Genomic DNA, 15,782 nt, shown 5'->3' with positions numbered 1-15,782 from the left:
AGCGGAGACTGCCTGATGCCCCCTTCCGGACCCGCCGCGCTGCGCGGCGGCATCGTGTTCCTCGACCCCGAACAGGGGCGGGTGCTGCGCGTCGTGCCGTTCCAGTACAACCCGGACTCGGTGACCAGGACGCTCACCGCACAGGGCGTGGGTGACGAGGCGGGGGCGCGACTGGAGGCGTTGCGGCTCAAGGGGCCGCCGAAGGAGACGTTCAAGCTCGACGCCGAGTTCGACGCGGCCGACCAGCTCGAGCCGACGGGGTGCCGGTCCACGGAGGCGGGGCGGACCGGGCTGCTCGGAGCGCTGGCGGCGCTGGAGAGCGCCGTGTACCCGTCCAGCGCGCAGTTGCTCGAAGAAGAGAGCCTCGCCTCGTCCGGGATGATCGAGATCGCTCCGATGGAGGCGCCGCTGACCGTGCTCGTGCTCGGCACCCGGCGGGTGGTTCCCGTGCGCGTCACCGACTTCACCGTCACCGAAGAGGCGTACGACGGCGAACTCAACCCGATCCGGGCCAAGGTCGGGCTCACCATGCGCACCCTCACCGTCGACGACGTCGGCTTCGAGCACAAGGCGGGCGTCCTCTACCTGCGCTACCAGCAGACCAAGGAACGGCTCGCCGCCCTCGCCGGCAACGGAGGGCCGGAGGTGCTGGGTCTGACCGCCCTGTGACTTTCGCCCCGGACACGACCTGGACAAACCCGAGGAAGGCAGCGGATGTTCGAACCCACCAGCCGCTACCACGGCATCGCCACCGCGACCTGGACGGCGCCCGACGGACGAACCGTCAGCTACGTCCGGCGTCGCTTCCTGCCGCAGCCGGACGAGCTCGCGCCGCTGGGCGTGCATGTCGTGGTGGGCGGCGACCGGCTGGACATGATCGCCGCCCGGCACTTCGGCGACCCCGACCAGGACTGGCGGATCGCCGACGCCCACCGGGTGGTACGGCCCGACGACCTCACCGCGACCCCGGGCCGCCGCCTGCGCATCACCCTCCCCGCCGGGCTGCCCGGCATCACGGCCGCCGGAGCCGCCCCGTCATGAGCGCGAACCTGCGACTGATGCTGCTCATGGGCAAGGTGATCGCCGTGCCCGCCCCGGCAGTGCTGCTGGACGCGCTCCAGTCCGTCCAGGTCACCAGTTCCAGCGGCGCGGCCGGCGGCTTCCAGCTGACCTTCGCCGTCGCCAAGCGCTCCCCGGTGACGCAGGTGCTGCTGCCCTCGGGGGCCCTCGACCCGAAGACCAGGGTGATCGTGGTCGCGGTCGTCGCCGGCGTCCCTCACGTGCTGATGGACGGCGTGGTCACCCGGCAGGAGATCAACCCTGGTACCTCGCCCGGCACTTCGGAGCTCACGCTGACCGGCGAGGACCTCACCCTCCTGATGGACCTGCGGCACGTCCAGCGCAGTTACCCCGGCATGCCGTGCCATCTGCGGGCGCTGGCCGTGTGCGCCCCCTACGCGCAGTACGGCGTCGTCCCGGTCGCCGTGCCCACGGTGATCAGCAACATCCCGGACCCCACGATCGACATCCCCGCCCAGTCGTCCACCGACCTCAGGTACCTCCGGGACATGGCGACCGACGTCGGCTACGTCTTCTTCCTCGAACCGGGGCCCGCCCCCGGCGTGAGCATCGCCTACTGGGGCCCCGAGGTGCGGGCCGGAATCCTTCAGCCCGCGCTCACCGTCGACTCGGGGGCCGCGACCAACGTCGAGTCGCTCACCCTCGGTTACGACGGGCTCAGCCGGACCCAGTACACGATCCCGCTCACCGAACCCAACAGTAAGATCACGTTCAACGTGCCGGTGCCGGACGTCAGCCTGCTGCGCCCGCCCCTCGCCCTACGGCCGGCCCTCGCCATGCGCGAGGAGCCCGTGCCCGACCTGACCGGCCGCACGATCCCCGAGGCGCTGCTGCTCGGACTCAGCCGCACCTCCGCCTCCGCGGACGCGGTCACCGGCAGCGGCAAGCTCGATGTGCTGCGCTACGGCCACGTGCTCAGCGCCCGGAACCTGGTCGGCGTCCGCGGCGCCGGGCTCGCGTACGACGGCGTGTATTACGTGCGCAGTGTCACCCACGACATCCGGCGCGGGGAGTACAAGCAGAGCTTCACGCTCAGCCGGGACGGACTCGTCTCCAACACACCGGTGGTGATCCCATGACCGTGCCCGCACCCGCCACGAAGCGGTGGGATGGCCTCTACCAGGGCGTCGTCGTCTCCAACGTGGACCCGACCCAGAGCGGTCGGCTGTTGTTGCGCGTGCCCGAAGTGCTCGGCGACGCTCCCGGGTTCTGGGCGGAGTCCCTCTCGCCGCTCGCCGGCGCGGGCTACGGGATGTACGTCGTGCCGACGGTCAACTCCGGGGTGTGGGTGAAGTTCCTGGGGGGAGATCTCGGGCGGCCCGTGTGGCTGGGCTTCTGGCGCGGCGGTCCGGCCGAGGTCCCTCCGGCCGCCAGGACCACCGCCCCCGGGATCCCGCAGATCGTGCTGGCGACTCCGGGCCAGAACGCCCTGGTGATCAGCGACCAGAGCGCGCCGCTGGGCGGCATCACCCTCCAGCTCCACGGCCCCGCCGGGCCGTTCATCAAGATCGACGAAAAGGGCATCGAGCTGTCCTGCGGCCCCGGGCTGGCCAGCATCAGGCTCATGGGCAAGCAGGTCATCGTCAACGACGGCGCCCTGATGGTGCAGTGAGGAGTACGCGATGACCGGGCTGCTGTTCCACTTCGGAGCCACGATGACCTGCGCCCATCCACCCGGGCTGGTGAACATCCCGACGCCCGTCCAGCAGCGGGTGCTGGTCATGGCCCAACCGGTCGCCACGACCGCGGACACCTTCCTGGTCACCGGATGCGCGCTGACCGGGACCGGCCCCCCGCCCTGCACGGCGATCAAGTGGCTGAGCGTGTCCGCACGGGTGCTCGTGAACGGGCTGCCGGCGCTGCTGCAGCCCACTCCGCCGCCGTCCCCCGGCGCCGGGCTCAGTACGTCCGCCCCGCCCGCGCCCCCCATCGTGCAGGCCGCCCAGATCCGGGTGTGGGGGATGTGAGCGCCGTGAACGTCGACTTCCCCTACCGCATCGACGCGCGCGGCAGGACCGCCGTCACCGGACACCCCGAGCACGTGCGGAACCTGGTGGAACAGGTGCTGTTCACCACTCCGGGCGAACGCGTGCGCCGGCCCGACTTCGGCTGCGGGCTGCTCGACCTGGTCTTCGGGCCGGCCGGGCGGGAGGTGGCCGCCACCGTCGAGATGACTGCCCAGGCCGCCCTGCAGCGCTGGCTCGGCGACCTGCTGGCCGTCGAGGCCCTCGAAGTGACCGTGGAGGAGTCCGCGTTGAACGTGTTCGTCGCCTACCGGCTCCTCGCCACCGGCGAGCGACGAAGCGTCCGGATCGACGGAGGGACCGCGCGATGACCGGAGCTGCAGACCGGCCGGCGAAGGAGACCGCACAGGGCACCTCGTACGCCACCGCCTACAGCGCCTCGTACGGCCCGCCGTCCAGGGGCGGGCCCGGGGCCTCGACGCTGGGATGCGAGAGCGAGCGGAGACGCGAAGCGGTCCGCGAACACGGCCTGGCCGGCATCGAGGACGTCTCGGTCGAGGCCGATCGGCGCACACTGACCGTCACGTTCTTCGGCACGCCGCCCACCGGTCTCGACCGGCACGACTTCGCCGTCGAGGGCGGTCGGCGCGTCACAGGCATCCGGGTCGTGGCCGTCGCCGAGCACGACGACCCGGACGGCGACCGCTGTTGCCTCCGGCTGACCCTGGACCGGTGCGGCGACACATCCGTCTACCGACTGCACGCCCTGGCCCCGGGATTCGACTCACGCCATGACACCCGGGAGTTCAGCTTCCGGCCCGCCCCGGCGGGTCTGGACTGCGCGCCCGAGGGCGAACCCTTCCCGGAGCCGCCCGGGCCGGCGCCCGTCATCGACTACCTGGCCAAGGACTTCCCGAGCTTTAGGCGCCTGCTGCTCGAACGGCTCTCCCTGACCCTGCCCGGATGGACCGAACGGCACGCCGCCGACCTGGGCATCACCCTGGTCGAGCTGCTCGCGCACGTCGGCGACCGGCTGAGCTACCAGCAGGACGCCGTCGCGACCGAGGCATACCTCGACACCGCCCGGCTGCGCACCTCCGTCCGCCGCCACGCCCGGCTGGTCGACTACCCCATGCACGACGGCTGCGCCTCCCGCACGTTCGTCTGCCTGGAGACGAACGAGGAGGTCACCCTGCCGGGCGGGCGCCTGGCCTTCACCGTGCTGCCCTCCGGCCCGTCCGCCTGCCCGCTCGAACCGGTCCTGCCAGCGGCGGAGGTCGACGCCATGCGGTGGCCCGTCTTCCAACCCGTGCACCACCGGGACATCACCTTGCGCCCTGCCCACAACAGGATCTCCCTGTGGACGTGGGAGGATTCCGAATGCTGCCTGCCCGCGGGCACGACCACGGCCACCCTGCGCGACACGGGAACGGAGAAGGGGCCCCCGCAGCGCGTGCTGCGGCTCCTCCCCGGCGACGTCCTCGTCTTCGAGGAAGTGCTGGGCGCGGGCACCGGATCACCGGCTGACGCCCTCCCCTCGCACCGGCAGGCGGTCCGGTTGACCGAGGTCAGCCCGACGGTCGACACGCTCTCCGGCACCCCCGTCCTCGACATCGCCTGGGCCGCCGAGGACGCGCTGACCTTCCCCTTCTGCGTGAGCGTCCGCGGCCCGGCGGGCAAGGACCTCGAAGTCGGAGTCGTCCGAGGCAACACCGTGCTCGTCGAGCACGGCCTCTCCAGCACATGGGCCGGCCGCAGCCGCGAAGAGCTGCCGCCGCCCGTGGGACGCCGGTCCCACACCCTGCGGGGCAGCCACATCACCCGGACCGCGGCCTACCCCCGTCCCGCCGACATCGCCGCCGCGCAGGCCCGGCGGGTGGAACGCCTGCCCGAAGCGGCCCGGGACCGGCTGCGAGAACTCCGCGGGCAGGGGACCGGGCCGGGGGAAACCGACCGCGCCTTCCTGCGGACGCTGTTCGGGCCCCACGTCCTGGACCGGGTCCGTCTCGACGATCACCCGGGCGCGGCGCTGGACACTCTGCTCTCCCGCTTCGACCACCTCCTCGAAGGCAAGCTCCGGCGCATCGACGCCCTGGCGCGGCAGGCCCGTTCGGGGTACGTGCTCCAGGAGGCGGACACCGGCTGGGAGCTCGACCACACCTGGGGCGAGGGAGCTTGGCGCCTGATCGCCCCCGACAACCACGCCCTGCACGGTCCGGCACGCGAGGCACTGCTCCCCGACCCCCGCGAGGCGCTGCCCGCCCTGCGGGTCTGGCCGCGCGGGACCGCCGAGGACGAAACCGTCCCACCGGACGAATCCGTCGCGCCGGAAAAGCCCGTCGCGCCCGCCGGGGTGGACGCGTCCGTGGCGGTGGACGTGCCGGAAGAGGGGGGCGGGCCGTCGGTCGAGGAACAGTCGGGGGACCATGGCCGGAAGGCCCGGCAAGACCTGCGAGCCCGGCAGGCCCGGGAGACGCGCACATCTCACACAGCGCGGAGAGAGCAGATCGACCGACCGCACCGCAACACCTCGGCCGACGCTGCCCGCGCCCACCACACGCGCCACACGCACCGCACTCACGAAGACGGTCACGCCGGCCGCCCGGACCGGTCCGAGGAGCCGTGGGTCCCCCGCCGGGACCTCCTGGCCAGCGGCCCGCGCGACCGCCACCTGGTCGGCGAGAGCGACGACGACGGCATGCTCACCCTCCGGTTCGGCTCGGGTGGCGCCGGAGCCGAACCGCCCACCGGCAGCGCACTGGTGGCCGAGTACCGGATCGGCAACGGCGAGGCCGGCAACGTCGGCGCCGGTACGATCTGCCTCGTCTCCGCCGACTCGCCCGGCCCGGCGGCAGACCTGTCGGCCATCACCCTGGTGCGCAATCCACTGCCCGCCACCGGCGGCGCCGACCCCGAACCGGTCTCCGCGGTACGGCTCGCCGCCCCCCGCGAGCCCTTCCGCCGCCTGCGCCGCGCCGTCACGGCCGCGGACTACGCCACGCTCGCGGGCCTGCACCCCGGAGTGCAGCGGGCCGCCGCCGCCCTGCGCTGGACCGGCAGCTGGTACGAGGCGGACGTCGCGGTGGACGCCCTGGCCGGCGCCGACGTCCCGCACCGGCTGCTGACGGAGGTCCGGCAGGAGCTGCACCGCTTCCGCCGCATCGGGCACGACGTGGTCACCGGCCCGGCCGTGCACGTGCCCCTCGAAGTCGCCCTCGCCGTCACCGCCGAACCCCACCACATCGGCGGACACGTACGGCGGGACGTGCAGCGCGAACTGCGGCCCGGCCCCCTCCCGGGGGGCCGACGGGGCTTCTTCGACCCTGACGAGCTGACCTTCGGAACCCCGGTGCGGGTGAGCCGGTTGGTCGCCGCCGCGGCGGCCGTCCCCGGCGTCCGGCACGTCGAGGTGACCTGCCTGCGCCGGCTGCACGGGTCGTCCACCCCCGCTCCCACAGCGGCCACCCCGGTCACCGTGGAGGCGGTGCCGCCCTCCGGGGTCCTGCGGCTGCGGCCGCTGGAGATCGCCCGGCTCGACGACGACCCGGCGCGCCCCGAGAACGGACGGCTGACCGTCACTGTGACAGGAGGAAGATGAGCGGCTCGCCCCGCCGTCGCGGCTGCTGTGCCGGCACCCGGTCCACCACCCCGGTCGCGGTCTGGAACCGCCCCGGTCTGCCCGCACTGGACCGCCGCATCGGCACCCACCGCCAGTTCCTGGACTCGATGCTGGCCAGGCTCTCGGACCACGACCGCCGCGAACTGGCCCCGCTGACCACCCGCGAGCCGGACGACTTCTCGATCGCCCTGCTCGACGGCTGGGCCGTCATCGCCGACGTCCTGACCTTCTACCAGGAGCGCATCGCCGACGAGGGGTATCTGCGCACCGCGACGGAACAGGACTCGCTGACCCGGCTGGGCAGGCTCGTCGGGCACCGCCCCCGGCCCGCACTCGCGGCCGCCACCTACCTCGCCTACACCCTGGACCCGGGCACCGGCGCGACGATCCCGGCCGGTTCGCAGGTCAAGAGCGCCCCGCCGCAGGGAGGGTTGCCGCAGACCTTCGAGACCTCCGAGGACCTCACCGCGCGCGCCGAGTGGAACGAGCTCCCGGTCCGCCGCACGGCACCGCTCGCCCTCACCCCGGACCGTGTCCTGGGCCTGCGCGAACTCGAACTGACGGGCATGCACCCCTCGATCCGGCCGGGCGATCGCCTGCTGTTCCGCTTCTCGACGCCCGAGGACGCCAGGGTGCGCACCGTCTGGGAGGCCCGCCCCGACCCCGCACGGGGACGCACCGTGGTGTACTTCGCCTCCCCCAACGGGGAACAGCGGTATGCGGATGCCATGGCTCGGCTGAGCAGCGGTGTCCGAGCCGCCGTGCTCCAGACTCCGCCCGGCGTGACCGCCGACGACATCAGGACCCGGGTGCTGGAGCCGCTCGCCGCCACCGGTATGCAGCCGCGGATCGGCGAGTACGTCACACGGATCGCCGACCCGCTCAGGCGGCTCGGCGAACACCTGGCCGTCGCCCGCGCCACAGGCGACACCGCCGTCGCCGACTGGCTCAGAACAGTCGTCCGGCGCGGCCGGGCCGTGTCGGACGCGGTCGCCGCCGCGACGGGCGTGCCGCGGCTCGCCGATCCGGGCATGGTGGTCAGCGCCCCCACGACACGGTCCGCCGCGCCGGCCGAACACCCCCCGGCGCTCGTCGGGCTCGCACCCGCCGTGGACGCGCTGGCCGGCGCCGCGTCCCGCCCGCCTGCCCGCCCCCGGGTGAGGCCGCCCGGCGTCGCCGACCTGTTCGCCCCCGACTCGGACGCCCTGCCCCGACTGCTCGCCGCCGCCCGCCCCCGGCTCGCGGGAGGGCTCTACCGCGCGCTGAACTCCGTCTCTGTCGCGGCACCCGAAGCCTTCCTGGAGGTGCAGTGGCTGCGCGTCCGCGCCGCTCCCGCCGGCGCCGTCTTCCGCGAGCGGGGCACCAGGGGAGCGCGGCTGATCGACGTCGACCGCCCTGAGCGCAACAACGGGCTCGCCCCCCAAGGCCGCCAGCTCACCCTCGACGGCGTCTACGACACCATCGTCGCGCACAGCTGGATCGTCGTGGAACGCGGCGGCAAGGACCCGCTCGTCCGCCAGGTCCAAGAGGTTCGCCAGCCCGCCGCCATGGGCCGCAACCTGGCCGTCAAGTCGACCCAGCTGCGACTGGAGACGCCCCTGCCGCCGAAGTACTTCACCGACGACGGCCGGCGCGACACCACAGTGTGGGCGGCCGGCGAAGCCCTCCCGGTGACCGACGCCCCGCTCCGGGACGACGTAGCCGGCGGGGAGATCGAACTGGACGCCGCGTACGAGGGGCTGAGACCCGGCCAGTGGCTGGTGATCACGGGTGAGCGCACCGACGTGCCGTTCGTCGACGGCGTACGCGGAACCGAGCTGGTCATGCTGGGCGGTGTAAGCCAGGCCCACCCTCGGCGCCCCGGCGAGCGGGCCCGCACCACGCTCCTCCTGACGACCCGGCTCGCCTACCACTACCGCCGCGACACCGTCGTCGTGCACGGCAACGTCACCCCCGCCACCGTGGGCGAGACCCGCACCGAGGTCCTCGGCAGCGGCGACGCGGGCCAGGCCCGGCAGACCTTCCCGCTGCGCCAGGGCCCGCTCACCTGCCTGCCCGCGGCCACGCCCGACGGCGCGGCCGACGCCCTGACCGTCCGGGTCGCCGACCTGATGTGGCAGCGGGCCGACGACCTCACCGAACTGGGCCCCACCGACGCCGGATACCGACTGCGCACCGGCGCGGACGGCGCCGCCGCCGTGGAGTTCGGCGACGGCCGGCACGGCAGTCGGCTGCCCACCGGCACGGAGAACGTGGTCGCCCGCTACCGGATCGGCTCCGGCAGCGCGGGCAACGTGCCCGCCGGACAGGTCAACCAAGTGGTCAGCAGGCCCCCGGGAGTCAGTGCCGTCACCAACCCGCTGCCCGCGACCGGCGGCACCGACGCGGACGGCGCCGACGACACCCGAAGCCGCGTCCCGCTGCGCCTGCGGGCCCTCGACCGGCTGGTCTCGCTGCGCGACCACGAGGACTTCGCCCGTGCCTTCGCCGGCATCGGCAAGGCGAGCGCGCAGCACGTCGTCGACGGCCGCCGCCGGATCGTCCTGGTCACCGTCGCCGCCGTCGACGACGTCCCACTGAGCTCGAGCTCGCCCCTGGTCACCGCCCTGCAGACCGCGCTCGCCGAGCACGGCGACCCCCACCTGCCGGTGCGCGTCGCCGTGCGAGAGCGGGTGCTGCTCATGGTGGCGGCCGGGGTGCGGGTACAGCCCGACCGCACCTGGGAGTCGGTCGCTCCCGCCGTCCGCGCCGCACTGTACGACGCCCTCGGGTTCGCGAGCGCCGAACTCGCCGCCCCCGCCCACCTCAGCACGGCCTACCGCGTCGCCCAGTCCGTGCCCGGCGTCGACCATGTGGACGTGGACCTGTTCACGGGCGTCCCCGACGACATCGACACCGCGGCCCTGACCCGGCTCGCCGGCACCCTCACCGCCGCCCGTCCCTGCGTTCCGGCGCGGCCGGCGGGGAACCGGGCCACCCGGCACGACACGGCCGACCGGGACACCCTCACCTCCGTGGCCCGGCAGTACGGACTCACGGTCGACCGGCTCCTGCGGCTCAACCCCGGCATCGACCAGCGCGCGCTCGCGGGCAGGCTGAAGGATTCCTTCCCCCAGCTGGTCGTACGGCGCGGGCTGCGGCCCGCGCAGCTCGCCGTGCTCGACCCCGCCACACCCGAGACCCTCGTCCTGCGGAGGATCCCATGACCCCGGACGATCTGTTCGGCCTGCTGCCCGCGGTCCACCGGCGACGAGACGAGGAGACCGGGGGGCGGCTGCGCGCGCTCCTCGCCGTCGTCGCCGAACAGGCCGACCTGGTCGAGGCCGACATCGAACGGCTCTACGCCGACTGGTTCATCGAGACCTGTGCCGACTGGGCCGTCCCCTACCTCGGGGACCTCGTGGGCCATCGCTTGCTTCCGGGGGCGGCCGCCGCCCTCGGCGCCGGTACGGCCGAGGCGCAGCGCTGGCTGGCAGCCGCGGCCCCCCGCCGGGAGGTGGCCGTCACCGTCGCCAACCGCCGCCGCAAAGGCACCCTCGCCCTTCTGGAGGACCTGGCCGCCGACGTGGCCGGGTGGCCCGCCCGCGCCGTCGAGTACCGCCGGCTGCTCGCCGTCACCCAGCCCGTCCGCCGCTATCCGGCCGACGACCGCGGGGCCCGGCGCAGGCTGCGCCACGGCCGGCTGCCGGACCTGCGCAGGGTGGACGTCCTCGACCGTGTCTCCGGCCCGTTCGACGAACTGGCCCGCACCGTGGAGGCGGCCCGACCCGGATCCGCACGCCGGGCCGGCCGATACGGCATCCCCGGCGTGGGACTGCACGTGTGGCGGCTGCTCGCCCACGCGGTCACCCGCGCCCCGGCCTACTGCGACGACCGCGCGCCCCACCGATTCACCTTCAGCATCCTCGGCAACGACACCCCGCTGTTCACCAGGCCGGTGGCCGAACCATCCCCGTGTCACACCGCGGACGAGATGAACGTCCCGGCGCCGATCAGACGGCGAGCCCTCGCCGAGCGGCTCGCGGACTACTACGGACCCGGAAAGAGCCTGTGCGTGTGGCCCGGCGCCGAGGCGGACCCGGTGCCGCTCGACAGGATCGTGGCCGCGGACCTGTCGGGGTGGACGTACCGGCCCAGGTCCGGTCAGGTCGCCGTCGATCCGGTCCTCGGCCGGATCGCCTTCCCGGCTCGCGAGGCGCCGGAGACCGGCGTCCTGGTCACGTACCATCACGGCGCCGCAGCCGACCTGGGAGGCGGCGAGTATCCGCGCCCCGGCGCGCTGGACACCGACGCGGCCGCCCGTGTCTACCGGATCGGGCCCGGCGAGCGGTACCGGCGGATCACCCAGGCGCTGGAGCACTGGCGCGGTGAGCGGCGGCAGGGCGGGCGGCGGCCGGAGACCGTCTTCGAGATCACGGGGAACGACGCCTACCAGGAGATCCTCACGGTCGCCCTCGACCAGGGCGACCGGCTCACGCTGCGGGCCGCCGACGGGGTGCGGCCGGTGCTCCGTCTGCTGGACTGGTCCGGCAACCGTCCCGACGCCCTGCGGATCACCGGCACGGGCAGGGGCGAAGGGCCGCTGCCGACGATCGTGCTGGACGGCCTGCTGGTCGCCGGGCGCAGCGTGCAGGTGCACGGGGCCGTGGGCGAGGTGGTCGTCCGGCACTGCACCCTGGTGCCCGGCTGGGACCTGGACGAGGGGGCCTGCCCGCGGCACCCCGAGGAGCCGGGACTGGAGCTGGTCGACACCCCGGCTCGGCTGCGGGTCGAACACTCCGTACTCGGCACCGTCGTCGTCAGACGCAACGAGACGGCGGCCGAACCCAATCACGTCACTCTCGCCGACTCCGTACTGGACGCCACCGACCGTCGGACGGCGGCGCTGACCGGCCCGGAGGGCCGGGCCGCCCACGCGGTGCTCACAGCACGTCGCACCACGGTGATCGGGACGGTGCGGGTGCGGGCCGTGGAGCTGCTGGAGAACTCACTGTTCGACGGGGAGGTCAGGGTCTCCCACCGGGGCGCCGGCTGCGTGCGGTTCTGCTGGCTGCCGCCGGACTCCCGCACCCCCTCCCGGTTCCACTGCGAACCGGAGCAGTCCGGCGACCCGCGACGTGTCGCACTGCGTTTCACCAGCACCCGGTACGGCACTCCGGGGTACGTTCAACTCGCCGACGGGTGCGCCGAGGAGATCCGCCGGGGCGCGGACGACGGCTCGGAACCGGGCGCACTGCACGACCTGTTCCAGCCGCTGCGGGAGGACAACCTGCGGACCCGTCTCGACGAGTACACACCCGCCGGCTGCGACAGCGGCCTGTTCTTCGTCACCTGAGCGGCGGCCACGGGCCGCACGCGGACGAGCCCCTCCTCACGTCAGGGAGCGCACCACGATGCAAGGCGACTTCTCCCGGGTCACGTTCGACCCGGACCGGCACTTCTCCGGGGTCCTGTCCCAACAGGGACGCGTGCAGCTCGACTCGGAGATCAACGAGCAGAGCGCGATCCTCCAGCACTATCTGCGCACCCTGGTCACCGACGTCCTCGGCCCGGCGGCCTGTGCGGCCGGCCCGCGGGACACAGACCCCGGCGGGTTCAGGGTCGCCGTCGACGAAGGCGTGCTGACCGTGGCCCGGGGACGCATGTACGTCGACGGCATCCTCTGCGAGTGCGAGGACGGTGCGGAGTACTGGAGCCAGCCCGACGGCTACCTCGACCAGGAGCGGGACGACGCGGAGGGGCAACTGCCCAAAGGCGCCGTCCTGGTGTACCTGCGCGTGTGGGAGCGTCTGGTGACGGCCCATGAGGCGCCCGAGCTGCGGGAGCCGGCCCTCGGTCTGCACGGCCCCGACACGACGGCGCGCACCCGGGTCGTGTGGCAGATCGACTGGCTGCCGCTGAGCCCCGAGCGCCCCATCCCCATCCCTGCCCCCGAGACCGCGCCGGCCTGGCTGAAGGAGGAGCTGAGGGTCCGCTTCGGCCCTCGGGCGCGGCTCGCGGCCCGCACCCGGCTCGCCGAGGGCGACACGGACCTGTGCGACGTGGCCCCGGACTCCGGATACCGGGGCCCGGAGAACCAGCTGTACCGGGTGGAGGTGCACCGCGGCGGCGAGGCCGGCCGTGCCACGTTCAAATGGTCGCGGGAGAACGCGTCGGTGGTCCTGCCGATCAGGGCGATCGCGGGGCCCACGCTCGAACTGGACACGCTGGGCAGGGACGACAAGCTCGGGCTGGAGACCGGGGACACCGTCGAGGTCGTCGACGACGCCTCCGTCTGCAGGGCTGCCCGGGACGTGGCGGGGAAGGCGCCGCGGCTGTACCGCATCACGGAGGTGGACCACGTCGGCCGCCGAGTGGTTCTGGACGCCGAACCTGCGGCCGATCCCCACCAGCCGGAACTCGGCTCCCACCCCGAGCGTCACCCGCTGCTGCGCCGCTGGGACCACCGGCCGCCGGAGCCGGCCACCGGGGCGGCGGCAAGCGACGCGGGCGCCCGGAGCGTTTCCACGGCTGTGCCCGGCGACGGTGCGCTGCTGATCGAGGAGGGCCGGTGGCTGCCTATCGAGGACGGGATCGAGGTCCTGTTCGAGCCGGTGCCACAGCCCGCCCCGGCTGCTCCTGCGGCCCCCGGCCCCTCGAAGCGGTCCTATCGGGCGGGCGACTACTGGCTGATCCCCGCCCGGGTCGTCACCGGGGACGTCCTGTGGCCGGCCGACGCGAACGGTGACCCGCAGCGCAGGGAGCCGCACGGCGTCGACTACCACTACGCACCGCTCGCCAACGTCGAGCAGGAGGGGACGGACACCACCCGGACCGCGGAGGATCTGCGCAAGGTGTTCCGCCCGCTGGCCCGGCCGCCCTGGCAGGCGCCCGACCGGCCCTCGACCCCGCCGCGGACGGCACCGTGAGCGCTCGCTGCTCGGTGCTCGGTGGTGTCGTGACCGGTCAGTCGTCGGCCGGTCTGGCGAACTCCTCGATCAGCACGGGGTACTGCTCCCCGCCGTGCCCCGCGGCGATCGAGCGGTCGGCCATCGCCTTGAACAACTTCGGCAGCTCGGCGTTCACGCCGACCGCCTCGCTCTCCTCGATCAGATGAGCCATCGCCCGCGCGTCGGTCTCCAGGGCCGACACCTCGGCCGGGAAGGAACCGCTGTCGATCTGCTCGGCGTACCCGGGCAGCCATCGAGCCACCTCGGCAGCGATCTGCTGCGCGAACGGCGCATAGGTCGCGGCGTCGACACCAGCCGTTCTCAGCAGGGCGGTGCCCTGGAGCCAGGCGTTCAGCACGCTCCACATCATGGCAAGGCCCGCCACGTCGTACAGAGCGGCCAGCCCATGGTCCGCACCGAGGTAGGTGACCGTGCCGAGCGCGCCGAGGGTCGACTTGTGCGCCTCGAAGTCCGACTCCGGCCCGCTGTGGAGAATCAGAGCCTCGGCCGTCCCGATCACGGGCGGCACGGCCATGATCGCGCCGTCCAGGTAGCGGGCGCCGCGCCGCTCGGACCACTGAGCGGTTTCCCGTGCCTGGGCCGAGTCGCCGGAGGTCAGGTTGATCAGCACGGCGCCGTCCAGCTCGACACCGCTCGCGTCGAGCAGCCCGTGCACGGCTCGGTAGTCGGTGACGCAGACGATCGTCAGGGAACCCGCCTCGAGAGCGTCGCCCACCGTCGGCGCCAGCCGCGCGCCCGCGGCCACCAACTGGTCGGCCTTGGAGGGCGTACGGTTCCACACGGTGGTGGGGTGACCGGCCTTCAGGAACGCGCCTGCGACCGCCCGCCCCATCAGGCCGAGTCCGATGACGACCACGGGTGCAGTGGTTTCGTTGTTCATGACAGCATCGTCGACGTTGATACCGGTGTGAAGGTCAAGCGAGGTTTCGATGCTGATCGGGGAACTGAGTCGTCGTACGGGCGTCAACGCCCACCAGTTGCGCTACTACGCGGCCCAGGGCCTGCTGGAAGCGGATCGCGGCGCGAACGGCTACCGCGAGTACCGGGAGAACGCCGTGCTGCGGGTGAAGCAGATCCGGCACCTGCTCGGCGCCGGCCTGTCCTCGGAGGACATCGCGTACCTGTTGCCCTGTGCGACCGGAGAGGCTCCGGAACTGTTCGGGTGTCCGGAACTGCTGGCCGCGATGCGGTCACGGCTGCGGCGACTGGACGATCGGATGACCGCGCTCGCTCGATCCCGTGACGCTCTCGCCGGCTACATCGACGCGGCCGAGCGCATGGGAGGCGAGAAGTGCCCACCCTTCGGCGATGCCGGGCTGGAGCCCGTCTCCGCCTGAGCGGGTCCCGCCTGTGAAAGATTGGTTCAGCTTGTCGTGACGCGGGAGTTGACCCGCCGCATCCACTCCCGGTCGGTGTGCCACATGGGGTGGTGCGGGGCCGCGTTGGAGGTCAGGACGACGCCCTGGAAACCCGCGGCGAGGCAGCGGTCGACGACGAACTCCGCGATGTCCTTGCCGACGGCGTGCTCCTCGAAGCGCGTCAGCAGCGGGGTGTAGCCCACGACACCCTCACCGAGGACGGCGGGGACGCCCCGGCGGCGGGCGAAGTCCGCGACGGAGTCGACCCACGAGGCCAGCGTCTCCCGCATGGCCTGCCGGTGCGTCGGATAGTTCTCGTAGAGCCACAGGTCCCAGCGGTCGGGGTCGACCCAGTCGTGCGCGTAGAACAGTTCGCGCGGTATCCCCGTGGCGGCCAGCCGCCAGGGCTCGTCCGGGTGGTGGTCGGCGAAGTCGGGCGCGTCGGGGCGCAGCATGGCGGTCAGTTCGGGGGTGGGCCAGGCAGCGGTCTCGGGCGCCGCCTCGGTGCCGTGGCCGAGGCCGACCGCTTCGTACAGGGCGCCCAGCACGCCGTAGACGTAGAAGTGGGCGATCTCCGCCTGCCCGGGCAGGTCGTCGAGTTCGCCGGACCACGGCTCGCCCACCGAGCAGGTCGCGGGGATGGAGGTGTGCCGCGCCTTCAACAGCTTCAGCGCGCGTTCGAGGGGGCCGCGCAGCCGGGCGTAGTGGCCGGGGGCGCCGTCCGCCGGCACCAGGTCGCAGTTGCCGACCTCGTCGTCCTCCTGGGAGTACCAGCAGTCCCCGGCTTCGCCGACACCGACGCCTGGCACCG

General features: G+C 73.4%; 13 protein-coding genes. 11 read left to right on the top strand and 2 right to left on the bottom strand.

What is annotated here, in order from left to right; all coding sequences use genetic code 11:
* Nucleotides 1-15: 15 nt before the first annotated feature.
* Genes ACIRS4_RS29905 through ACIRS4_RS29860 form a run of 10 tightly spaced genes read left to right on the top strand, consistent with a single transcriptional unit; the run spans nt 16 to nt 13,571 of the window.
* On the top strand, nt 16-669 hold the full coding sequence (locus ACIRS4_RS29905; RefSeq protein ID WP_404201927.1) for a hypothetical protein: 654 nt from the start codon (nt 16-18) through the stop codon (nt 667-669).
* A 45-nt stretch (nt 670-714) separates the two neighbouring features.
* A complete protein-coding gene (locus ACIRS4_RS29900; protein WP_404201925.1) occupies nt 715-1,041 on the top strand; it encodes a LysM domain-containing protein in 327 nt (108 codons plus the stop codon).
* Entirely contained in the window at nt 1,038-2,159 is a 1,122-nt protein-coding gene (locus ACIRS4_RS29895) for a hypothetical protein (protein WP_404201923.1), read from the top strand. The genes ACIRS4_RS29900 and ACIRS4_RS29895 overlap by 4 nt, the downstream gene beginning before the upstream one ends.
* Nucleotides 2,156-2,692 (top strand): phage baseplate assembly protein V, encoded by a 537-nt coding sequence (locus ACIRS4_RS29890; protein ID WP_404201921.1) that lies wholly within the window; start codon nt 2,156-2,158, stop codon nt 2,690-2,692. The genes ACIRS4_RS29895 and ACIRS4_RS29890 overlap by 4 nt, the downstream gene beginning before the upstream one ends.
* Nucleotides 2,693-2,702: 10 nt before the next feature.
* On the top strand, nt 2,703-3,047 hold the full coding sequence (locus ACIRS4_RS29885) for a hypothetical protein (protein WP_404201919.1): 345 nt from the start codon (nt 2,703-2,705) through the stop codon (nt 3,045-3,047).
* Nucleotides 3,044-3,415, top strand: a complete 372-nt coding sequence (locus ACIRS4_RS29880; protein WP_404201917.1) for a GPW/gp25 family protein — start codon at nt 3,044-3,046, stop codon at nt 3,413-3,415. The genes ACIRS4_RS29885 and ACIRS4_RS29880 overlap by 4 nt, the downstream gene beginning before the upstream one ends.
* Nucleotides 3,412-6,642 (top strand): putative baseplate assembly protein, encoded by a 3,231-nt coding sequence (locus ACIRS4_RS29875; protein ID WP_404201915.1) that lies wholly within the window; start codon nt 3,412-3,414, stop codon nt 6,640-6,642. Before ACIRS4_RS29880 ends, ACIRS4_RS29875 begins: the two co-directional genes overlap by 4 nt.
* Nucleotides 6,639-9,869 (top strand): putative baseplate assembly protein, encoded by a 3,231-nt coding sequence (locus ACIRS4_RS29870; protein WP_404201913.1) that lies wholly within the window; start codon nt 6,639-6,641, stop codon nt 9,867-9,869. The genes ACIRS4_RS29875 and ACIRS4_RS29870 overlap by 4 nt, the downstream gene beginning before the upstream one ends.
* Nucleotides 9,866-11,998, top strand: a complete 2,133-nt coding sequence (locus ACIRS4_RS29865) for a hypothetical protein (RefSeq protein WP_404201911.1) — start codon at nt 9,866-9,868, stop codon at nt 11,996-11,998. The genes ACIRS4_RS29870 and ACIRS4_RS29865 overlap by 4 nt, the downstream gene beginning before the upstream one ends.
* Before the next feature lie 58 nt (nt 11,999-12,056).
* Entirely contained in the window at nt 12,057-13,571 is a 1,515-nt protein-coding gene (locus ACIRS4_RS29860) for a DUF6519 domain-containing protein (RefSeq protein WP_404201909.1), read from the top strand.
* 37 nt (nt 13,572-13,608) lie between these two features.
* Here the strand turns inward: ACIRS4_RS29860 and ACIRS4_RS29855 are convergent, their stop codons facing one another.
* On the bottom strand, nt 13,609-14,493 hold the full coding sequence (locus ACIRS4_RS29855) for an NAD(P)-dependent oxidoreductase (RefSeq protein ID WP_404201907.1): 885 nt from the start codon (nt 14,491-14,493) through the stop codon (nt 13,609-13,611).
* Between the two features lie 49 nt (nt 14,494-14,542).
* On the opposite strand from ACIRS4_RS29855, the gene ACIRS4_RS29850 reads away from it, so the two are divergent.
* Entirely contained in the window at nt 14,543-14,950 is a 408-nt protein-coding gene (locus ACIRS4_RS29850) for a MerR family transcriptional regulator (RefSeq protein WP_404201905.1), read from the top strand.
* A gap of 26 nt (nt 14,951-14,976) precedes the next feature.
* Here ACIRS4_RS29850 and ACIRS4_RS29845 read toward each other — a convergent pair whose 3' ends face one another.
* The gene (locus ACIRS4_RS29845) at nt 14,977-15,780 is read right to left on the bottom strand and encodes a cellulase-like family protein (RefSeq protein ID WP_404201903.1); all 804 of its coding nucleotides are present in this window, start codon (nt 15,778-15,780) and stop codon (nt 14,977-14,979) included.
* Nucleotides 15,781-15,782 lie beyond the last annotated feature (2 nt).

This window comes from Streptomyces sp. NPDC101166 (assembly GCF_044768125.1).
In the GTDB taxonomy this organism is placed as follows: domain Bacteria; phylum Actinomycetota; class Actinomycetes; order Streptomycetales; family Streptomycetaceae; genus Streptomyces.
Note: the sequence above shows the minus strand (reverse complement) of the source record. Positions and strands in the feature narration are given on the sequence as shown.